The sequence below is a fragment of the Streptomyces sp. Tek67B01 genome (assembly GCF_055231995.1).
The window spans coordinates 3,062,752-3,085,292 of record NZ_JBUYUY010000001.1 but is presented as its reverse complement, the minus strand read 5'-3'; the positions used below and the strand labels follow the sequence as shown (position 1 = coordinate 3,085,292).

Here is a 22,541-nt window from a genome sequence, read left to right as displayed (position 1 = left end):
CTATACATCCGGCACCTGCCGAATTAGTGGAAGGATCGCCCATCATGGCGAAGCTCTCTCAGGACGACCTCCTCGCCCAGTTCGAGGAGATGACCCTCATCGAGCTCTCCGAGTTCGTGAAGGCCTTCGAGGAGAAGTTCGACGTCACCGCCGCCGCGGCCGTCGCCGTTGCCGGCCCCGCCGGTGCCGGCCCGGTTGCCGAGGCCGAGGAGGAGAAGGACGAGTTCGACGTCATCCTCACCGGTGCGGGCGACAAGAAGATCCAGGTCATCAAGGTCGTGCGCGAGCTGACCTCCCTGGGTCTGAAGGAGGCCAAGGACCTCGTCGACGGCACCCCGAAGCCGGTTCTCGAGAAGGTCAACAAGGAGGCCGCTGAAAAGGCCGCCGAGTCCCTCAAGGCTGCCGGCGCGGCTGTCGAGGTCAAGTAACACCTCTGAGGCCCTCAGGGGCCTCTTCGAAGGGCGGTCACCCGTAAGGGTGGTCGCCCTTCGGCGTACCCGGAGTGCCTGATTTGCCCTGCTCTCGTTGGGGAGTAGGGTGATCTTCGTCGTCCCGGAGCGGGGGCCGGAGGTGATCCGCTCGGAGCAGGGGGCCTTGACGAACGGGCGGCGGCGCGCAATTCTCAGACCCGTCGTGGGAGATCCCCCGCACCGCTCCGGCCCGAGGCCCTGGATCGGCGGTCACGGATCTGCGGTCCGAGGCATGGATCGACTACGAAGAGGGCAGTACTGATACGCGCTCTGTTTACGGGTGCGGCAAAGTTGGGCACCGTGTTGGTTGAACACGGTGTTGGTTGATCGAGTGGGGAAGGCCTGTTGCCGGTTTCCGGAAACCTGGTCTGGACATCAGTGAGCCAAGTGGCTACACTGACCCTTTGCGCTGCCTGTTAGCTGCCCCCTGCCCGTCGCCAGGGGCATGCCCACGCTTGAGCACACCTGACTGATCCGCCCTGACCTGGTCTTTTGGGCCAGATTGAAAGCGTCTGTCTTCTGTGTCGGCTGGGACCGGTACGCGCGTAGTGAGTCCGAGCCCTCGGAAGGACCCCCTCTTGGCCGCCTCGCGCAACGCCTCGACCAATACGAACAACGGTGCCAGCACCGCCCCGCTGCGCATCTCCTTTGCAAAGATCAAGGAGCCCCTCGAGGTTCCGAACCTCCTGGCGCTGCAGACCGAGAGCTTTGACTGGCTGCTCGGCAACGCCGCCTGGAAGGCTCGCGTCGAGTCGGCTCTCGAGAGTGGACAGGACGTCCCCACCAAGTCCGGTCTTGAAGAGATCTTCGAGGAGATCTCGCCGATCGAGGACTTCTCCGGGTCGATGTCGCTGACTTTCCGCGACCACCGTTTCGAGCCGGCGAAGAACTCTGTCGACGAGTGCAAGGACCGCGACTTCACGTACGCGGCGCCGCTGTTTGTCACGGCCGAGTTCACGAACAACGAGACCGGAGAGATCAAGTCTCAGACGGTCTTCATGGGCGACTTCCCGCTCATGACCAACAAGGGCACCTTCGTGATCAACGGCACCGAGCGTGTCGTCGTATCGCAGCTGGTGCGCTCCCCCGGTGTCTACTTCGACGCCTCCATCGACAAGACGTCCGACAAGGACATCTTCTCCGCCAAGATCATCCCGTCCCGGGGTGCCTGGCTGGAGATGGAGATCGACAAGCGCGACATGGTCGGTGTCCGCATCGACCGCAAGCGCAAGCAGTCCGTGACCGTCCTCCTCAAGGCACTCGGCTGGACCACCGAGCAGATCCTGGAGGAGTTCGGCGAGTACGAGTCCATGCGCGCCACCCTGGAGAAGGACCACACCCAGGGCCAGGACGACGCGCTGCTCGACATCTACCGCAAGCTGCGCCCGGGCGAGCCGCCGACGCGCGAGGCCGCTCAGACGCTGCTCGAGAACCTCTACTTCAACCCGAAGCGCTACGACCTCGCGAAGGTCGGCCGCTACAAGGTGAACAAGAAGCTCGGCGCCGACGAGCCGCTGGACGCCGGTGTGCTCACCACCGACGACATCATCGCGACGATCAAGTACCTCGTGAAGCTGCACGCGGGCGAGACCGAGACCACCGGTGAGTCGGGCCGTTCGATCGTCGTCGAGACCGACGACATCGACCACTTCGGCAACCGTCGTCTGCGCAACGTCGGCGAGCTCATCCAGAACCAGGTCCGTACGGGTCTGGCCCGTATGGAGCGCGTCGTGCGCGAGCGCATGACGACCCAGGACGTCGAGGCGATCACGCCGCAGACCCTGATCAACATCCGGCCGGTCGTCGCCTCCATCAAGGAGTTCTTCGGCACCAGCCAGCTGTCGCAGTTCATGGACCAGAACAACCCGCTGTCGGGCCTGACCCACAAGCGCCGCCTGTCGGCGCTGGGCCCCGGTGGTCTGTCCCGTGAGCGGGCCGGCTTCGAGGTACGTGACGTCCACCCCTCGCACTACGGCCGCATGTGCCCGATCGAGACCCCTGAAGGCCCGAACATCGGTCTGATCGGCTCGCTCGCCTCCTACGGTCGCGTCAACGCGTTCGGTTTCGTCGAGACCCCGTACCGCAAGGTCGTCGACGGTGTCGTCACCGACGAGGTCGACTACCTGACCGCCGACGAGGAAGACCGCTTCGTCATCGCCCAGGCCAACGCCGGCCTGAACGATGAGATGCGCTTCACCGAGAACCGCGTCCTGGTTCGCCGTCGTGGTGGCGAGATCGACTACATCGCCGGCGACGACGTCGACTACATGGACGTCTCCCCGCGCCAGATGGTGTCCGTCGCGACCGCGATGATCCCCTTCCTGGAGCACGACGACGCCAACCGCGCCCTCATGGGCGCGAACATGATGCGCCAGGCCGTTCCGCTGATCAAGGCGGAGGCGCCGCTCGTCGGCACCGGCATGGAGTACCGCTGCGCCGTCGACGCCGGCGACTCGATCAAGGCGGAGAAGGACGGTGTCGTCCAGGAGGTCTCGGCCGACTACATCACCGTCGCCAACGACGACGGCACGTACACCACGTACCGCGTCGCGAAGTTCTCCCGCTCGAACCAGGGCACCTCGGTCAACCAGAAGGTCATCGTCAACGAGGGCGACCGGATCGTCGAGGCACAGGTCCTCGCCGACGGCCCGGCCACCGAAGAGGGCGAAATGGCCCTCGGCAAGAACCTGCTCGTCGCGTTCATGCCGTGGGAAGGCCACAACTACGAGGACGCGATCATCCTGTCGCAGCGCCTCGTACAGGACGACGTCCTCTCCTCGATCCACATCGAGGAGCACGAGGTCGACGCCCGTGACACCAAGCTGGGCCCCGAGGAGATCACCCGGGACATCCCGAACGTCTCCGAAGAGGTCCTCGCCGACCTCGACGAGCGCGGCATCATCCGCATCGGTGCGGACGTCGTCGCCGGCGACATCCTGGTCGGCAAGGTCACGCCCAAGGGTGAGACCGAGCTGACCCCGGAGGAGCGCCTGCTCCGTGCGATCTTCGGTGAGAAGGCCCGCGAGGTGCGTGACACCTCGCTCAAGGTCCCCCACGGTGAGATCGGCAAGGTCATCGGTGTCCGCGTCTTCGACCGCGAGGAGGGCGATGAGCTTCCTCCGGGCGTGAACCAGCTGGTTCGCGTCTACGTCGCCCAGAAGCGCAAGATCACCGATGGTGACAAGCTCGCCGGCCGTCACGGCAACAAGGGTGTCATTTCCAAGATCCTTCCGATCGAGGACATGCCCTTCCTTGAGGACGGCACGCCGGTCGACATCATCCTGAACCCGCTGGGTGTCCCGTCCCGAATGAACCCGGGACAGGTCCTGGAGATCCACCTCGGCTGGCTCGCCAGCCGCGGCTGGGACGTCTCCGGGCTCGGCGAGGAATGGGCCGAGCGGCTCAAGGTCATCGGCGCCGACAAGGTCGCGCCCGGTACCAACGTCGCCACCCCGGTGTTCGACGGCGCCCGCGAGGACGAGCTCGCCGGCCTGTTCGAGCACACCATCCCGAACCGCGACGGCGACCGCCTGGTCCTCCCGTCCGGCAAGGCGCGTCTGTTCGACGGCCGCTCCGGTGAGCCGTTCCCGGACCCGATCTCGATCGGGTACATGTACATCCTCAAGCTCCACCACCTGGTCGACGACAAGCTCCACGCCCGGTCGACCGGTCCGTACTCGATGATCACGCAGCAGCCGCTGGGTGGTAAGGCGCAGTTCGGTGGCCAGCGCTTCGGTGAGATGGAGGTGTGGGCGCTCGAGGCTTATGGCGCCGCGTACGCCCTCCAGGAGCTGCTGACCATCAAGTCCGACGACGTCACCGGCCGCGTGAAGGTCTACGAGGCCATCGTCAAGGGCGAGAACATCCCCGAGCCGGGCATTCCCGAGTCCTTCAAGGTGCTCATCAAGGAAATGCAGTCGCTCTGCCTCAACGTGGAGGTGCTGTCCTCGGACGGCATGTCCATCGAGATGCGCGACACCGACGAGGACGTCTTCCGCGCGGCGGAGGAGCTCGGTATCGACCTGTCCCGGCGTGAGCCGAGCAGCGTCGAAGAGGTCTGACGGGCCTGACGGGGGGCTCGCTCAAGAGCCCCCCGTCATCCCCGGGACCGTTCAGACCATGATTGAGACTCGACCCCGAAAGAGGGATTGACGCACAGTGCTCGACGTCAACTTCTTCGACGAGCTGCGGATCGGCCTTGCCACCGCGGACGACATCCGAACCTGGTCTCACGGCGAGGTCAAGAAGCCGGAGACCATCAACTACCGCACCCTCAAGCCCGAGAAGGACGGACTCTTCTGCGAGAAGATCTTCGGTCCTACCCGGGACTGGGAGTGCTACTGCGGCAAGTACAAGCGTGTCCGCTTCAAGGGCATCATCTGTGAGCGCTGTGGCGTCGAGGTCACGCGCGCCAAGGTGCGTCGTGAGCGGATGGGCCACATCGAGCTTGCCGCTCCCGTTACCCACATCTGGTACTTCAAGGGCGTCCCGTCGCGCCTGGGCTACCTGCTGGACCTCGCGCCGAAGGACCTCGAAAAGGTCATCTACTTCGCCGCGTACATGATCACGTTCGTGGACGACGAGCGCCGCACCCGCGACCTCCCGTCGCTGGAGGCCCACGTCTCCGTCGAGCGCCAGCAGATCGAGAACCGCCGTGACGCGGACCTCGAAGGCCGCGCCAAGAAGCTCGAGACCGACCTCGCCGAGCTTGAGGCCGAGGGCGCGAAGGCCGACGTGCGCCGCAAGGTGCGCGAAGGTGCCGAGCGCGAGATGAAGCAGCTGCGCGACCGTGCGCAGCGCGAGATCGACCGTCTGGACGAGGTCTGGTCCCGCTTCAAGAACCTCAAGGTCCAGGACCTGGAGGGCGACGAGCTGCTCTACCGCGAGCTGCGCGACCGCTTCGGGACCTACTTCGACGGTTCGATGGGTGCCGCGGCGCTGCAGAAGCGCCTGGAGTCCTTCGACCTCGAGGAAGAGGCCGAGCGCCTCCGCGAGATCATCCGTACCGGCAAGGGCCAGAAGAAGACCCGTGCGCTCAAGCGCCTCAAGGTCGTCTCCGCGTTCCTGCAGACCAGCAACAGCCCCAAGGGCATGGTGCTCGACTGCGTGCCGGTGATCCCGCCGGACCTGCGTCCGATGGTGCAGCTGGACGGTGGCCGCTTCGCGACCTCCGACCTGAACGACCTGTACCGCCGTGTGATCAACCGCAACAACCGTCTGAAGCGTCTGCTCGACCTCGGTGCGCCCGAGATCATCGTGAACAACGAGAAGCGGATGCTCCAGGAGGCGGTCGACGCCCTCTTCGACAACGGCCGTCGTGGTCGCCCGGTCACGGGCCCCGGCAACCGTCCGCTGAAGTCCCTGAGCGACATGCTCAAGGGCAAGCAGGGTCGATTCCGTCAGAACCTTCTCGGCAAGCGCGTGGACTACTCCGCGCGTTCCGTGATCGTCGTCGGTCCGCAGCTGAAGCTGCACCAGTGTGGTCTGCCCAAGGCCATGGCGCTGGAGCTCTTCAAGCCGTTCGTGATGAAGCGCCTGGTCGACCTGAACCACGCGCAGAACATCAAGTCGGCGAAGCGCATGGTCGAGCGCGGCCGTACGGTCGTCTACGACGTGCTCGAAGAGGTCATCGCCGAGCACCCGGTGCTGCTGAACCGTGCGCCCACGCTGCACCGTCTCGGCATCCAGGCCTTCGAGCCCCAGCTGGTCGAAGGCAAGGCCATCCAGATCCACCCGCTCGTCTGCACCGCGTTCAACGCGGACTTCGACGGTGACCAGATGGCCGTGCACCTTCCGCTCTCCGCGGAGGCGCAGGCCGAGGCCCGCATCCTGATGCTGTCCTCGAACAACATCCTCAAGCCGGCCGACGGCCGTCCGGTCACGATGCCGACCCAGGACATGGTCCTCGGTCTGTTCTTCCTGACCACCGACGGTGAGCTCCGTGACACCAAGGGCGAGGGCCGCGCGTTCGGCTCCACGGCCGAGGCGATCATGGCGTTCGACGCCGGCGAGCTCGCGCTCCAGTCGCAGGTCGACATCCGCTTCCCGGTGGGCACCATCCCGCCGCGCGGCTGGGTGCCGCCGGTGGCGGAAGAGGGCGAGCAGGAGTTCCAGCCGGGCGACAGCTTCCGTCTGAAGACGACCCTCGGCCGCGCGCTCTTCAACGAGCTGCTGCCCGAGGACTACCCGTTCGTCGACTACTCGGTGGGCAAGAAGCAGCTCTCCGAGATCGTCAACGACCTGGCGGAGCGCTACCCCAAGGTGATCGTGGCGGCGACGCTCGACAACCTGAAGGCGGCCGGTTTCCACTGGGCGACCCGTTCGGGCGTCACCGTGGCCATCTCCGACGTCGTCGTGCCCGAGGCCAAGAAGGCCATCGTCGCGGGCTACGAGGCGATGGACGAGAAGGTCCAGAAGCAGTACGAGCGCGGTCTGATCACCAAGGACGAGCGCACGCAGGAGCTCATCGCGATCTGGACCAAGGCGACCAACGAGGTTGCCGAGGCGATGAACGCGAACTTCCCCAAGACGAACCCCATCTTCATGATGGTTGACTCGGGTGCCCGAGGAAACATGATGCAGATGCGACAGATCGCCGGTATGCGTGGTCTGGTGTCGAACGCGAAGAACGAGACCATCCCGCGTCCGATCAAGGCGTCCTTCCGTGAGGGCCTCACCGTTCTGGAGTACTTCATCTCCACGCACGGTGCCCGTAAGGGTCTGGCGGACACCGCCCTGCGTACCGCCGACTCGGGTTACCTCACCCGTCGTCTGGTGGACGTCTCGCAGGACGTCATCATCCGCGAGGAGGACTGCGGCACCGAGCGCGGCCTCAAGCTCAAGATCGGTGTCAAGGACGAGGCCGGCGTCCTGCGCAAGGCCGACGACGTCGAGACGTCCGTCTACGCCCGCATGCTGGCCGAGGACGTCGTCATCGACGGCAAGGTCATCGCGCCGGCGAACGTGGACCTCGGTGACGTCCTCATCGACGCCCTCATCGCGAACGGCGTCGAGGAGGTCAAGACGCGTTCGGTCCTGACCTGCGAGTCCGCGGTCGGCACCTGTGCCTTCTGCTACGGCCGCTCGCTGGCCACCGGCAAGCTGGTCGACATCGGTGAGGCGGTCGGCATCATCGCCGCCCAGTCCATCGGTGAGCCCGGTACCCAGCTGACGATGCGTACCTTCCACACCGGTGGTGTGGCCGGTGACGACATCACGCAGGGTCTGCCGCGTGTCGTCGAGCTCTTCGAGGCCCGTACCCCGAAGGGTGTCGCCCCGATCTCCGAGGCCGCCGGTCGCGTGCGGATCGAGGAGACCGAGAAGACGAAGAAGATCGTCATCACGCCCGACGACGGCAGCGAGGAGACGGCGTTCCCGATCTCCAAGCGCGCCAAGGTCATCGTGCACGAGGGCGACCACGTCGAGGTGGGCCAGAAGCTCACCATGGGTGCCACCAACCCGCACGACGTGCTGCGCATCCTCGGTCAGCGTGCCGTCCAGGTCCACCTGGTCGGCGAAGTCCAGAAGGTCTACAACTCGCAGGGCGTGTCGATCCACGACAAGCACATCGAGATCATCATCCGGCAGATGCTGCGCCGCGTGACGATCATCGAGTCCGGCGACGCGGAGCTCCTGCCGGGCGAGCTGGTCGAGCGGTCGAAGTTCGAGACCGAGAACCGTCGTGTGGTCACCGAGGGCGGTCACCCCGCCTCCGGCCGTCCGCAGCTGATGGGTATCACCAAGGCCTCGCTCGCGACCGAGTCGTGGCTGTCGGCGGCGTCCTTCCAGGAGACGACCAGGGTTCTGACGGACGCGGCGATCAACGCCAAGTCCGACTCCCTGATCGGCCTCAAGGAGAACGTCATCATCGGTAAGCTCATCCCGGCCGGTACGGGTCTGTCCCGCTACCGCAACATCCGGGTCGAGCCGACCGAGGAAGCCAAGGCCGCGATGTACTCGGCCGTCGGCTACGACGACATCGACTACTCGCCCTTCGGCACCGGCTCCGGCCAGGCTGTCCCGCTGGAGGACTACGACTACGGCCCGTACAACGGCTGATCTCGTAAGAAGAAGCCCCCCGCCGCTCCGAGAGGAGCGGCGGGGGGCTTCTTCGTGTTCCGGGAACGGGCCTCAGGGTCGGCGGCGGCGGGAGGCGACCGTGACCGAGGCCAGGGCCAGGAGGGCGAGGGTGGCGGCGGCGAGGCCGGGGGTGAGGCCCTTCGGGGCGAAGGTGCAGGAGACCTTCGTGGCGCCGGCGGGCACGGGGAGGGCCACCAGACCGTGGAAGGGGCGGATCGGGGCGGAGCACTGCCAGCCGGGGACGGCGGTCATCGCGAAGACGGCGGTGCCCGTGGAGCCCTTGGGGAGGGTGGCTTCGATGGTGTGGCCGTCCGCGGAGACCTTCGTGGCGCCGGTGATGGTGAGCCGGTGGACCGTCGTGTCGAGCGCGGCCCGGTCCAGGCAGCCGACGGGGTGGGCGCCGGCGGTGGCGTTCGCGGTGTGCGTGGCGACCGTGACGTCCAGGCGGCCCGAGGCGGGGACCTCGCCGAGCGGGACGACCCCGCTCATGCGGTCCTCCAGGGGGCGGGAGAGGGCCCCCTGGGAGAGCGTGCCGTAGAGCTCGGGGGAGTACCAGTAGGCCTCGGAGCCGGGGGCGCACTGGGCCGAGTACGTCTGGGCGGTGGCGGTGCCGCCCCGGGTCACCTGCGGGACCGTGTAGACGGTCGCGCCCAGGACGTTCTCCTGGCGGGCGTAGACGCTGTCGACCGGGTTGGGGGAGGCGTAGGGGCCGCCGCGGAGCGTGACGAGCGGCGGGGCGGGGAACTTCGCGGCGGTCCAGCTGTTCTTCGTGGCCCCCGGCCGTACGCGCGCCCCGATCGAGAAGATCGCGTCGAGGACCGGGTTGTCGGCGCCGAAGAAGGTCCGGCCGTCGTTCTTGAAGCCGTATCCGAGGGGCTCCAGCGCCCGGTACGTGGCCTCGGGGAGGTAGCTGCTGTAGTACTGCGGTCCCTCCGCGCGCAGGGCGAGGGCGTCGTTGTACGAGGTTTGCGGCGCGCCCGAGTCGGTGCGGTACGCGGGCCAGCCGTCGACGGCCCGGACGGCGTCGAAGTGGCGGCTGATCGACTCGTTCGAGGTGGCGGCGGGCGCCGCCCAGCGTTCGCGGGCGCGCCGGATGTCGGCGTTGAGCGCGGCGGCGGAGGATTCCGCGAAGACGACGCCGACCATCAGCACGGCCGCGACGGGGACGAGGTAGCGACGCTTGTGGCCGTGTTCGTGGCTGAGGGAGAGCGCGACCAGGGCGAACAGGGAGACGGCCCCGCCGCCGAGTACGGCCGGCCACGTCCAGCCGCCGAAGTCGTTGGTGTGGCGCAGTACGAAGGTGGCCGCCACCAGCAGGGCGGCCGACAGCGCGAGGTGCGTCGGGCGCGGGCGGTGGGCGAGCGCCAGCCAGGCGGCGATCACCACCATGCCGCTGAACACGAAGGCCTCGCGGTAGGGGTTGCCGTTCGGGACCGCCAGGCCGTGCCACACGTACTGGGTCGGCGGGAACTGGAACGAGGCGAGCACCAGCACGGTCGCGCCCGCCCACACCAGGCGGGTCCTGCGCGCGATCGCGCTGTTGAACAGGAAGGCGCCCGCCAGGATCAGACCCAGCGAGGCCACGTAAAGTCGCGGCCGGCCTCCCCACAGGTGCGTGGCGGGGAGCATCCCGGCGAGCAGGATCTCGATCCGGACCGGTTCGAAGGAGCCGGCCCGGGTGGGCTGCGCGGCGCCGCTGGACAGGAAGGACGGCAGGAGCAGCGGCAGGGTGAGGAAGATGCCCGTCACGGTGGCCGTGGCGGCCCGCCACACGGCGCGCAGCCGCTCGGCGCCCGACATCTCGCGGGTGGCCAGTCGGACGGCCAGGAGCACGCAGGCGGCCATCGTGGCCATCATGGCGGTGTAGAAGTTCCCGAACCAGGCGAGGGCGACGAACAGCGCGACGCCGGGCCAGCGCCGCTGCTCCAGGCACCACTCGACGGCGATGCCCAGCAGGGGCAGGGCGACCAGCCCCCACAGCCACATCGGGATGTACGAGGCGTCGCTGAGCGCCCACCCGCACAGCCCGTACGTCGCTCCGAGCACCCCGCGCTGCCACCAGGGGCCGGGTTGCAGCTTGCCGAGGTACACCGTCATCACGGCGGCGGCGGTGCCCATCGTGAGGGGGGTGACGACGAAGACCGCGAGGTCGACGTGGGCGCGCGGGACGAGGACGGCGAGCCAGGAGAACGGGTTGCCGAGGTAGGTGTAGTAGTCGGACAGGAATTGCTGCCCGAAGCCCCCGCGCCAGCTGAACAGCAGGTCACCGGCGGCCTGCCCGTGCACCAGGTCCCACAGGGCGCGGTGGAAGGGGACGTATTGGTTGGCCTGGTCGTTGAGCGCGCGGCCGGTGTTCCCGAAGGGGAAGGTGCCGCGGGCCACCCAGGCGGTGCAGAACGCGCCCGAGGTGACGAAGAAGGCGAGCAGGGGGCCGCGCAGTCGGCCGAGGCGGCGCCGGGCCGTCGTCGGCCGCCGCCGGGCGGGAGCCTCCTGTGTGGTGGGCTCCGAGGCCACGGTTCCCAATGCGGTGCTCCCTGCTGATCGACTTCGCCGGCCGGCGGTTTGTCCGACTCGTCAGTCTAGGGCGGCGGAGGATGCGCGCGGCCACGTACCACATGTGCGCGGGTTCCGCACATCCGCGCCGCTGCGGGAGGGGGGTCCGGGCCCCGATCCCTTGCCCCGTCTGGCCTGCGGGTCTGTGCGGGAGAAGGCCTGGCGGCGGCTGCCGGGCTTTTGTTTTGACCGGAGTGGATGCGATGGGTACGCTCAGACCTTGTGCCTGGGGTGTGCCTGGGCTCCCGTGCGTGTCCATCAACCGCATGAGAGCCACATCAGCCACCGCGATCCATGTGTCTCCGTTCGCGCGGAGCTCCACCGGATCCGACACACCCGACCGCGTGGGTCGGCAACGTTCCAGGTTAGCTTCACTACACGGCACACAGAAACCGGAGAAGTAGTGCCTACGATCCAGCAGCTGGTCCGTAAGGGCCGGCAGGACAAGGTCGAGAAGACAAAGACCCCCGCGCTTGAGGCTTCGCCCCAGCGTCGCGGCGTCTGCACGCGTGTGTTCACGACCACCCCGAAGAAGCCGAACTCGGCGCTCCGTAAGGTCGCGCGTGTGCGTCTGACCTCCGGCATCGAGGTCACCGCTTACATTCCGGGTGAGGGACACAACCTGCAGGAGCACTCGATCGTGCTCGTGCGTGGTGGCCGTGTGAAGGACCTGCCGGGTGTTCGTTACAAGATCATCCGCGGTGCGCTTGACACCCAGGCTGTCAAGAACCGCAAGCAGGCCCGCAGCCGCTACGGCGCCAAGAAGGAGAAGTAAGAATGCCTCGTAAGGGCCCCGCCCCGAAGCGCCCGGTCATCATCGACCCGGTCTACGCATCTCCTCTGGTGACCTCGCTCATCAACAAGATCCTCCTGAACGGCAAGCGCTCCACCGCCGAGCGCATCGTCTACGGCGCCATGGAAGGCCTCCGCGAGAAGACCGGCGCTGACCCGGTCATCACGCTGAAGCGCGCGCTGGAGAACGTCAAGCCGTCCCTCGAGGTCAAGTCCCGCCGTGTCGGTGGAGCCACCTACCAGGTGCCGATCGAGGTCAAGCCCGGTCGTGCCGCCACCCTCGCGCTGCGCTGGGTCGTGGGTTACTCCCGCGCCCGCCGCGAGAAGACCATGACCGAGCGCCTCATGAACGAGCTGCTCGACGCCTCCAACGGTCTTGGCGCCGCAGTCAAGAAGCGTGAGGACACGCACAAGATGGCCGAGTCCAACAAGGCCTTCGCGCACTACCGCTGGTAGTCCCACCCCACATCGAGACCGAGAGAAGACCGAAGCCTTATGGCTACCACTTCGCTTGACCTGGCCAAGGTCCGCAACATCGGGATCATGGCCCACATCGACGCGGGCAAGACGACCACCACCGAGCGCATCCTGTTCTACACCGGTGTGTCGTACAAGATCGGTGAGGTCCACGACGGCGCCGCCACGATGGACTGGATGGAGCAGGAGCAGGAGCGTGGTATCACCATCACGTCTGCCGCGACGACCTGCCACTGGCCTCTTGACGAGGTCGACCACACCATCAACATCATCGACACCCCGGGTCACGTCGACTTCACCGTAGAGGTGGAGCGTTCGCTCCGCGTCCTCGACGGTGCCGTCACCGTCTTCGACGGTGTCGCCGGTGTGGAGCCGCAGTCCGAGACGGTCTGGCGTCAGGCCGACCGTTACGGCGTGCCGCGCATCTGCTTCGTCAACAAGCTGGACCGTACCGGCGCCGAGTTCTTCCGCTGCGTGGACATGATCGTGGACCGCCTCGGCGCGACCCCGATCGTCATGCAGCTGCCCATCGGCTCCGAGATGGACTTCCAGGGCGTTGTCGACCTGGTCCGCATGAAGGCTCTCGTCTGGTCCGCCGAGGCGTCCAAGGGCGAGATGTACGACGTCGTCGACATCCCCGCCTCGCACACCGAGCTCGCCGAGGAATGGCGCGGCAAGCTCGTTGAGGCCGTCGCGGAGAACGACGAGGAGATGATGGAGCTGTTCCTGGAGGGCACCGAGCCCACCGAGGAGCAGATCTACGCCGCCGTGCGTCGTATCACCATCGCGTCCGGCAAGGGCGGCGACACCACCGTCACCCCCGTGTTCTGCGGCACCGCGTTCAAGAACAAGGGCGTTCAGCCCCTGCTCGACGCCGTCGTGCGCTACCTGCCTTCCCCCCTGGACGTCGAGGCCATCGAGGGCCACGACGTCAAGGACGCGGAGGTTGTCGTCAAGCGCAAGCCGGCCGACTCCGAGCCGCTGTCGGCCCTCGCGTTCAAGATCGCGAGCGACCCGCACCTCGGTAAGCTCACCTTCGTCCGGATCTACTCCGGTCGCCTGGAGGCCGGCACCGCGGTGCTGAACTCCGTCAAGGGCAAGAAGGAGCGCATCGGCAAGATCTACCGCATGCACGCGAACAAGCGTGAGGAGATCGACTCGGTGGGCGCCGGCGACATCGTCGCCGTCATGGGCCTGAAGCAGACCACCACCGGTGAGACGCTGTGCGACGAGAAGGCCCCGGTCATCCTGGAGTCCATGGACTTCCCGGCCCCGGTCATCCAGGTCGCCATCGAGCCCAAGTCCAAGGGTGACCAGGAGAAGCTGGGTGTTGCCATCCAGCGTCTCGCGGAGGAGGACCCCTCCTTCCAGGTTCACTCGGACGAGGAGACCGGCCAGACCATCATCGGTGGTATGGGCGAGCTTCACCTCGACATCCTCGTCGACCGCATGCGTCGCGAGTTCAAGGTCGAGGCGAACGTCGGCAAGCCGCAGGTGGCCTACCGCGAGACGATCCGCAAGTCCGTCGAGCGTCACGACTACACCCACAAGAAGCAGACCGGTGGTACCGGTCAGTTCGCCAAGGTGCAGATCGCGATCGAGCCCATCGAGGGCGGCGAGGCGGCTTACGAGTTCGTCAACAAGGTCACCGGTGGACGCATCCCGCGTGAGTACATCCCGTCGGTGGACGCCGGTGCCCAGGAAGCCATGAAGTTCGGCATCCTCGCCGGCTACGAGATGACTGGCGTCCGCGTCATTCTTCTCGACGGTGGTTACCACGAGGTCGACTCCTCCGAACTCGCGTTCAAGATCGCCGGTTCGCAGGCCTTCAAGGAGGCCGCGCGCAAGGCTTCTCCCGTGCTCCTTGAGCCGATGATGGCCGTTGAGGTCACCACGCCCGAGGACTACATGGGTGAGGTCATCGGCGACATCAACTCTCGTCGTGGCCAGATCCAGGCCATGGACGAGCGTCACGGTGCTCGCATCGTGAAGGGCCTCGTGCCGCTTTCGGAGATGTTCGGCTACGTCGGAGACCTCCGCAGCAAGACCTCGGGTCGCGCCAGCTACTCGATGCAGTTCGACTCCTACGCCGAGGTTCCCCGGAACGTCGCTGAGGAGATCATCGCGAAGGCCAAGGGCGAGTAACTCTTCGGAGCTCACGCTTTAGGCTTGTCACCGGTACCTCTGGGGCAACAGGAGCACCCGCTCTTGTTGCCCGGGGGGACTGGCATCCCAGCAAAGATCACCTGGCGCCGATCTGTAAGGCGTACAGAACCACTCTCAGGAGGACCCCCGTGGCGAAGGCGAAGTTCGAGCGGACTAAGCCGCACGTCAACATCGGCACCATTGGTCACATTGACCACGGTAAGACGACCCTCACGGCCGCCATTACCAAGGTGCTGCACGACAAGTACCCGGACCTGAACGCGGCTTCGGCCTTCGATCAGATCGACAAGGCTCCTGAGGAGCGCCAGCGCGGTATCACCATCTCGATCGCGCACGTCGAGTACCAGACCGAGGCGCGTCACTACGCCCACGTCGACTGCCCGGGTCACGCGGACTACATCAAGAACATGATCACCGGTGCCGCGCAGATGGACGGTGCCATCCTCGTGGTCGCCGCCACCGACGGCCCGATGCCGCAGACCAAGGAGCACGTGCTCCTGGCCCGCCAGGTCGGCGTGCCGTACATCGTCGTCGCCCTGAACAAGGCCGACATGGTGGACGACGAGGAGATCCTGGAGCTCGTCGAGCTCGAGGTCCGTGAGCTGCTCTCCGAGTACGACTTCCCGGGCGACGACCTGCCGGTCGTTCAGGTCTCCGCGCTGAAGGCGCTCGAGGGCGACAAGGAGTGGGGTGACAAGCTCCTCGGCCTGATGGACGCCGTGGACGAGGCCATCCCGACCCCGCCGCGCGACACCGACAAGCCCTTCCTGATGCCGGTCGAGGACGTCTTCACGATCACCGGTCGCGGTACGGTCGTCACCGGCCGTATCGAGCGTGGTGTCCTGAAGGTCAACGAGACCGTCGACATCATCGGTATCAAGGAAGAGAAGACCACCACCACGGTCACCGGTATCGAGATGTTCCGCAAGCTCCTCGACGAGGGCCAGGCCGGTGAGAACGTCGGTCTGCTCCTCCGTGGCATCAAGCGCGAGGACGTCGAGCGCGGTCAGGTCATCATCAAGCCCGGTTCGGTCACGCCGCACACCGAGTTCGAGGCCGCCGCGTACATCCTGTCGAAGGACGAGGGTGGCCGTCACACCCCGTTCTTCAACAACTACCGCCCGCAGTTCTACTTCCGTACCACGGACGTGACGGGCGTTGTGACCCTGCCTGAGGGCACCGAGATGGTCATGCCCGGTGACAACACCGACATGACGGTCTCCCTCATTCAGCCGGTCGCGATGGAAGAGGGCCTGAAGTTCGCCATCCGTGAGGGTGGTCGTACGGTGGGCGCCGGCCAGGTCACCAAGATCACGAAGTAATTCGTGTTCTGACCTGGTAGCTCGCGCGAGCGAGCACCACGTTTGACAGAGGGGCCCTTTCCCCACCGCTCCGGCGGTGGGGGAGGGGCCCTTCGTCGTACCCGCGGGGGCGTTGGCGTGCTTGCTAGGCGGCGCTCGCGTCGGCGTGGTCGGTCTGGCTGGTGTGGCCGGTCTGCTGGGTCTGGTCGGTCAGGTCGGCCAGGCGTTCTCCGCGCAGGCCCGGCTCCTGGGCCCGGAAGGCCAGGCCGCAGGTCTCGTCCGTGCAGTTCTGGAAGGGGTCCGGCGGTGCGGGGGCGTCCGAGCGGGGCGTCTCGGCCAGGGCCGGCGGCAACTGGTCGGTGAGCCGGTACGCGATCAGCCCGGCGGGATTGGGAGCCGCGGCGGCAGGTTGGCCGTGAGCGCGGCGGTGATGCCGAAGGGCCGGGCGCCGCACTCCAGCCGGGCCTCGACGCGGGGGCGAGCCGCTCGATGTCCTGCCGACCGAGCAGGAGGCGGGGGTCGAGGCGGCGCAGGTCGGCCAGGACGGTGACGGCGGCCTCACGCCGCCAGGGGTTGTCGGGGTTCACCGGCCGGGCAGGGACGGGGTGGCGGCGGCCTGTGGGGTGGCGGCGGGGTTCGGGACGGGGGGCGCCTGGGGGGCGGGGTGCGCCGGGGCGCCGGCGACCAGGGTGGTCGGGGGAGCGGATTCCGCGGCGGGCGGTGGGGCCGGGATTCGGGCTGGAGTTCGGGCCGGGGTTCGGGTCACTCTCCACGCACCCGGGGCGGTTGTAGGACACGGTCCGGGTGATCACTTGCCCGCCGGGCAGCCGGGCTGGCGACGGCGCGGCGCCGCAGAATGTGCACCGCTTTCGCCAGGCCGGTGGCATCGGCGGGAGGCCCACCCGAGCGTTGGCCGTCGAGCTCCTCCAGTGTGCGGTTGAGCTTGCTTTGACCGATCACCGCCGTTGGTTCCGTTCATTCTCGTTTACGTGTGCTTTTCGGAAGCCATTGAGGGCGGCCTGGTAGTCATCTGCCACGCCGTCGGAGGGCAGGGTGTGGAGATGCTTCCGTGCCAGTTCTTCCGCCGCTGAAAGCACCGTCTCTGCAAGCTCGACCGGCGTGAGGAGCGAAACGGGGCCTGATGGGCCGGTAACGCTGATTCCCTTCTTGGTCTTCGTGAACGTCAGGTGGAAGGAGGTGTCGGCGCCCGTGAACGATACGCTCTGCGTCCGGCCTTTCAGGAGCTCGCCGAGGCAATCGAGGAGCTGGGTGACCGAAACGTGGATCATCATTCCCTGGTCGGGCGACCGACCCGCGGAGCGGGCTTCGCCCAGTTCGCCGGTCCACAGCATGTCTCCGAGGTCGAATCCGCTCGACTTGCCCTGCCCCGGCCGAACGGTAAATTGCACGATCATGGGATGTAACTCTTTCCTACGGGGAAGAAGGTGATGATGCGATTGCCGTCGTGAATCCACGAGCAGGCGATAGCGAGCACTCATTCCATTTACGCTCATTCGTTTCTCGAATACCTGCATGCGACGGGCTGGATCGGATACGCGATTCCCTTTCTCGATCATTTTTGCGGCGGCTTCTTCCACCTGCTGCCTCGTTGTGGACGGAGGCATGAGGTCTCCGTGGCCTGATGCGTGATTGCCCGAGATGTGGCGTTCGTCGATATGCTGCCAGCCCTCTTTGGGGTTCCCGTCTTCCAGCCTGGGCTTTGCCCTGCAGAGGGCCAGGCCGAGGGGATCGACCCACTCCAAGGGGTTGGGCCCGTACCAGCACGGATTCGGACCGCCTGCGAGGCCCAGGGGGTCAGGGGTGAGGTAGCGGGCCGTTTCGGGGTCGTAAGTGCGGAAGACGTTGTGGTGGAGGCCCGACTCGGGGTCGTAGTACTGGCCGGGGAAGCGGAGCGGGGTGTAGGCCGTCGCGTCGCGGTTCCAGGCGGTGGTGCCCCAGAGGGTGGGGCGGGTGCGCCAGGCCGTGGCGCCGTCTTCGGTGAGGAGTTCGGTCGGGGTGCCGACGAGGTCGGTGACGATGGCGAAGAAGCGGTCGTCGACCGTGTCGTCATCGACGTTCTCGGACTGGGTCAGCGGGTGCAGGCCCTGGTGGGTCCAGGTGAGGGTGATCGGGCCGGTGGACTGTTCGCAGAGGGTGGCGCCGTCCCAGGTGAAGATGATCTGCTCCGCGACCGTTCCCGCCGGCGACAGGCGTTGTTTTGCCGTACGGCGACCCAGGGGGTCGTACGTGTACCTCCAACGGGTGCCGTCAGGGGTGGTGACCGCCGGCAGTTGGTCCTCGGCGTTCCACTCGTAGCGCCAGATCTCCGGTTTGCGGGAGAGTCGGGTCTTGCGGCGCAGGGTCATCCGGCCGAGGGCGTCGTGCTCGTAGCGGACCGCCCCCGCGCGGTTGATGCGGGTGCCCGTGTACGAGCGACCGCCCTGCGCGTCGGCGCCCGGGTGGCGCTCCGGCCAGGTGGCGCGGGTCTGGTTGCCCGCCTCGTCGTAGGCGTACCGCTCCGACCATGACCCGGCGTCCACTGCCGTCACGCGGGCGGCCGCGTCGAGGGTGAAGGTGCGGGAGCCGGTCAGGGAGTCGTCGATCCCGGTGAGACAGCCGTCCGCGCGGTAGGCGTAGCCCCGGCGCTGGAGGGTGCGCCCGTCCCGGCCGATGACCGATTGGGCGGTGCGGCGGCCGAGGGGGTCGTACTCGTGGGTGAGGGAGAGGGCAGGTCCCAGCGTGCGGCTGAGTTCCCGCCCGACGGCGTCGCGCTCGAAGGTGATCGTACGACCGGATGTGGTCAGGGCAGTGCGGTGGCCCGCGGCGTCGTACGTCCAGTGGGACTCCGCTCCCGTGGGGGTGGTGCGGGTCGTAAGGCGGCCCAGGGTGTCGTAGGCGTACCTGACCGTGCGGCCGTCGACCGTCTCCGCCAGGACCCGGCCCCTCCCGTCGCGGAGCCAGGCGATCGAGGACTCCGGCGAGACCAACGAGGTCAGGCGGTCGGAGCTGTCATAGCCGTAAACCGTCGAACCTGACGCCGTCGTCTTGCGGGTGATCTGACCGAGCTCGTTACGGGCGTAGGTGACGCGTGCGCCGAGGGCGTTGGTGCGGGTCGTGAGGGCGCCGGCCGAGTCGTACTCGTAGGTGAGGGTGCGACCGTCGAAGTCCGTCTCGGAGGCGAGGTCACCGGTGGGCGAGTAGGAGTAACTCCATTTCAGACCTTGGGGGTTGCTGACCTCCGTCAAGCGCAGTTCCGTGTCGTGGCCGAACGTGTGGCGTGCGCCGTCCGGGCCGGTGCGGGCGGTGAGGAGGTCGAAGTCCCCGTACTCGTTGACTGTCACCCCGCCCGCGGCGTCCGTGTGCGTCAGGCAGTTGCCCTCGCCGTCATACGTCCAGGATTCCGACGTGCCGTCCGGGTGCACGCGTCGGAGTAGCCGGCCCTCGGTGCTCCAGGCGTGGTGGGTCGTGCGGCCCAGGGGGTCGGTGACGGTGACCGGGCGGCCGAAGGCGTCACGGGTGTAGGTCGTAGTCGCGCCGAGGGGGTCCGTGGCCGAGACGAGCAGGCCCGCCGGGTCGAAACGGAACGTCGTGGTGTGCCCCAAGGTGTCCGTCACCGAGGACAGGTGGCCGCGCGTGTCGTAGGCGAAGTGCGTGGTGGCGCCGGAGGGGTCGGTGGTCGAGGTGCGGTTGCCCTGGGCGTCGTACGTGTGGGTCGTCGTCGTACCGTCCGCCGACACGAGCGTCACCGGCAGGCCCAGGGCGTTGTACCGCGCCCGCGAGACCTTGCCGTCCGGGCGGGTCACCGACGTCAGGTGGCCGGCCTCGTCATACGTCAGGCGGGTCGTGTGGCCCAGCGCATCCGTACGGGAGAGCATGCGGCCGTAGCGGTCGTACGCGAAACGTGTGGTCGCCCCGGCCGGGTCGATCTCGGCGACGACCTGCGCCCGGTCGTCAGTCACGTACCTCTTGCGGTGGCCCAGGGAGTCCGTGAGGGTCGTGATGCCGTCCTCGTACGAGAACCGGATGTTCAGGTGGCCCTTCGTACCGGACTGGGCGATGCAGCGGTGCCGCTCGTCGTAGACGTAGTCGAAGCGCCGGTCGTTGGTGTCGGTCCAGGAGGTGATCCGGCCGAGTGCGTCGTACCCGAAGCGCAGGGGGACGCCGCAGGAGTTGGTGACCTCGGTGAGGTGGCCGTCCGTGTAGCCGTAGCGCAGGACTTCGGTCCCGTCCGCCAGGGCCAGGCCGGTTATTCGACCGTCCGAGGAGGTCAGGCGCAGCTCGTGGCCGCCGCTGTGGGAGACCGACAGCGGGGCGCCCGTCGTGTCGTCGTACGTGTACGCGATCCAGGCGTCGTTGCGGTCGTCCAGCTGGGTGAGGACGCCGTCCTCCGCGAAATGACGTACGTGCCCCGATTCGGGATCGGTGACCGTATAGCCGCCGTCGGGGTTGAGCGTCATCGGCCAACGCCGGCCGTGGGAGGGCAAGACGGGAGGACCGGCCTGCTCCGGGTGCGGGTAGGCCAGCAGGCTTCCGTCCTCGCAGACGAGGATGACGCCCTCGGCGTCGATCTCCAGGCGCTGGTCGACCGTCGATGCCCAGGTGGGGCCGAACCACCGGCCCGAGCGGTACGAGGACTCGAAGGTCCGGGTGAAGACGAGCGGGAACGAGCCCGGAAGGACGAGGTCCGTCTGCGGCAGGAGCATCCGGCCGGTCGCCACGTCGACCGGATCGCCCTCACAGGGGACGTTCCTCTTCTCGCGGGCGCCGGGCCCTTCGTTGCCGTTGAGCGCCTCACGGGTCGAGGGCGTGTGTCCGGCCGCCGGGCCCTCCGGGAGCTTGGGCGGCGCGGGCAGTTTGCCGTTCGCCAGCCGGCTCAGGAAGGAGGCCTTGCGGAGCGTGCCGGTGACGGCGCTCGCCCCCTTCGACCCGGCGGCCTCGCCATAGATCTTGCCGACGGCTTCGTCGGGGTCCTTCAAGAACTGCTCGTACATCAGGGAAGCGGCCCCGACGGGGTCGTTCGCCATCGTCAGCATGCCGACGCCCAAGCCGCTGAGCCGCATCTTGTACTCGGTCGGATGCATGCGGTTGTACGGATCCAGGGGGTCGACCGCACGGAAGAAATCGACCGTGCCCGCCAGCCCCTTGATGAAGCCCCCGCCCTGGTGCTCCAACCCCAGTCCGCGGATGACCCCTTCGTAGACCAGCTGCTTGGCCACGGACGGCAGCGGCGGGGCGGCGTCCCGCGCCTTCGTCAGCGCCTGGACCGCCGTTCGTGCCGCCTCGTCGCGCTGGTGGCGGGCTTCGGCCAGCTTCTCCCGCGCCGCCTTGATGCCGTCCGCACCGGGGTCGGTGAAGCCCGTGGGGCGGGGCGGCAGCGGGTCCTGCTTGGTGTGAATCGCCGCGTTGTAGGTGTCGACCCGCTTGTTGTAGGCGTCGTGGGCCGCCTGCGACGCCTTGACGGCGGTCGCGTACTCGTCCAACGCCTCCTTGGCGCGACCCTGCGCCCACTCCACCGTGTCCGCGAACCGGTTCAGGGCGCCTGCCGCCGTCTCGAAGGCGTCCGAGGCCTTGAACCACTTCGGCGGCTGTTTCTGCGCGAGCACCCGGAAGCCCTCGGCGGCCGCACCTTTTATGCCGTCCTCGTCGAGCCCTTTGAGGCCCTCGCCCGTCTTGTCGAAGGCTGCCTGGAAGTCCGCCAGGTGTGAGGCGGTCGCCCGGAGCTTGGACGGGCTGCCGTGGATGAGCTTCTTCGGGTCGTCGGTGTGGCCCAGCTCGGCTTCTTCGACCTCCGCGCCGAGCCGGTTGGCGACCTTGTCGGCGCCGTCGCGTACGACATCGGCGGCCTCGTGGAGTCCTACCTTGTCGAGCCCGGCCCCCGCCTTGTCACCCACCCATTCGACGCCGTCGCCGACGGCCTTCGTACCGGCGTGCAGCCAGCCCTGCAGGTCGCGCCCCATCAGCGCTCACCCTGCTGCGGGGCGTCGTGCTCATGGTGCTCCCCCTGTTGCGCCCGTTCCCGTACGAGGGCGAGGGCGGCCGGGTCCAGCTGACCGAGATCGGCCGCCCCGTCCAGCAGTTGGGCGCCGTAGCCCTTGGTCACCGCGTCCCGCTTGGCCTGTTCCCACTGCTGCTGGAACTCGTCGCGCGCCTTCTGGGCCTCTTCGGGGGTCTCCTCGCGGAACGGTGCCTTGATCTCGTCCCACGAGGTCTTCTCGACCGTGTCCTCGTCGGCGTGCGGATTGCCGATCACGGAGTTGGCCGCGACCTTGAACGTGCCCCTGCGGTACTCGTCCTCTTCCCAGATCATCCCCGCCGAGATGTGCAGCGCGGCCGTCAGGCCGCTGACCTCCTCGACGAGGGCGCGCACTCCCCAGTCCCAGCGCGTGCACAGGTCCTGGAAGACGGCGGTGACGTCCGGGTGGCCGGCCTCCATGCCCGTCAGCGTGAGCTTCTCCAGCCCCGCGCCCACCGTCGCGCCGGCGTCCGGGGCGAACTCGCGCAGTTCGCCGATCGCCGCGCGCAGGCCCTCGGTGAGGCTTTTGACGGCGACCGGGTCCATCTCCAGGTCTTTGCCACTGTCGTTGTTCAAGATCCACCCCCATGGTTCCGCGCAGGTTACGGCGAGTTTGCTCGTGCCGGGGCAGGGGTGGGGGGTTTTGGACAGGGGTGGAAAGTGGCTGGTCGGAGGGGTGTGGGAGGCTCC

General features: G+C 67.6%; 11 protein-coding genes. 7 read left to right on the top strand and 4 right to left on the bottom strand.

Features of this window, described 5'->3' with window-relative positions; all coding sequences use genetic code 11:
• Positions 1-44: 44 nt before the first annotated feature.
• The 3 genes from rplL (at position 45) to ACV7NM_RS13695 (ending at position 8,528) form a co-directional block, all read left to right on the top strand.
• Complete coding sequence (gene rplL / locus ACV7NM_RS13705) at positions 45-428, top strand: 50S ribosomal protein L7/L12 (RefSeq protein ID WP_463410544.1); 384 nt, start codon at positions 45-47, stop codon at positions 426-428.
• 620 nt (positions 429-1,048) lie between these two features.
• A complete protein-coding gene (rpoB, locus tag ACV7NM_RS13700; protein WP_463410543.1) occupies positions 1,049-4,531 on the top strand; it encodes a DNA-directed RNA polymerase subunit beta in 3,483 nt (1,160 codons plus the stop codon).
• 97 nt (positions 4,532-4,628) lie between these two features.
• Positions 4,629-8,528, top strand: coding sequence for a DNA-directed RNA polymerase subunit beta' (locus ACV7NM_RS13695; protein ID WP_136213219.1), 3,900 nt, complete (start codon positions 4,629-4,631; stop codon positions 8,526-8,528).
• A 72-nt stretch (positions 8,529-8,600) separates the two neighbouring features.
• On the opposite strand, the gene ACV7NM_RS13690 is transcribed toward ACV7NM_RS13695, so the two are convergent.
• On the bottom strand, positions 8,601-11,063 hold the full coding sequence (locus ACV7NM_RS13690; RefSeq protein ID WP_463413935.1) for a YfhO family protein: 2,463 nt from the start codon (positions 11,061-11,063) through the stop codon (positions 8,601-8,603).
• Positions 11,064-11,505: 442 nt separating this feature from the next.
• Between ACV7NM_RS13690 and rpsL the strand changes: the two genes are divergently transcribed.
• From rpsL to tuf, 4 genes are all read left to right on the top strand, one after another.
• Entirely contained in the window at positions 11,506-11,877 is a 372-nt protein-coding gene (rpsL, locus tag ACV7NM_RS13685; RefSeq protein ID WP_007265893.1) for a 30S ribosomal protein S12, read from the top strand.
• 2 nt (positions 11,878-11,879) lie between these two features.
• A complete protein-coding gene (gene rpsG / locus ACV7NM_RS13680) occupies positions 11,880-12,350 on the top strand; it encodes a 30S ribosomal protein S7 (protein WP_053682626.1) in 471 nt (156 codons plus the stop codon).
• Between the two features lie 39 nt (positions 12,351-12,389).
• On the top strand, positions 12,390-14,516 hold the full coding sequence (fusA, locus tag ACV7NM_RS13675; RefSeq protein WP_463410542.1) for an elongation factor G: 2,127 nt from the start codon (positions 12,390-12,392) through the stop codon (positions 14,514-14,516).
• Between the two features lie 149 nt (positions 14,517-14,665).
• Positions 14,666-15,859 carry an elongation factor Tu gene (gene tuf / locus ACV7NM_RS13670; protein ID WP_361312440.1) on the top strand — a complete coding sequence of 398 codons (1,194 nt, stop codon included), beginning with the start codon at positions 14,666-14,668 and terminating at the stop codon, positions 15,857-15,859.
• Between the two features lie 124 nt (positions 15,860-15,983).
• Here tuf and ACV7NM_RS13665 read toward each other — a convergent pair whose 3' ends face one another.
• The 3 genes from ACV7NM_RS13665 to ACV7NM_RS13655 form a co-directional block, all read right to left on the bottom strand.
• Positions 15,984-16,292: a hypothetical protein gene (locus ACV7NM_RS13665; RefSeq protein WP_463410541.1), complete on the bottom strand. Its 309-nt coding sequence runs from the start codon at positions 16,290-16,292 to the stop codon at positions 15,984-15,986.
• A gap of 502 nt (positions 16,293-16,794) precedes the next feature.
• Positions 16,795-21,795 (bottom strand): putative T7SS-secreted protein, encoded by a 5,001-nt coding sequence (locus ACV7NM_RS13660; protein WP_463410540.1) that lies wholly within the window; start codon positions 21,793-21,795, stop codon positions 16,795-16,797.
• The gene (locus ACV7NM_RS13655; protein WP_463410539.1) at positions 21,795-22,427 is read right to left on the bottom strand and encodes a hypothetical protein; all 633 of its coding nucleotides are present in this window, start codon (positions 22,425-22,427) and stop codon (positions 21,795-21,797) included. The genes ACV7NM_RS13660 and ACV7NM_RS13655 overlap by 1 nt, the downstream gene beginning before the upstream one ends.
• Positions 22,428-22,541: the final 114 nt, after the last annotated feature.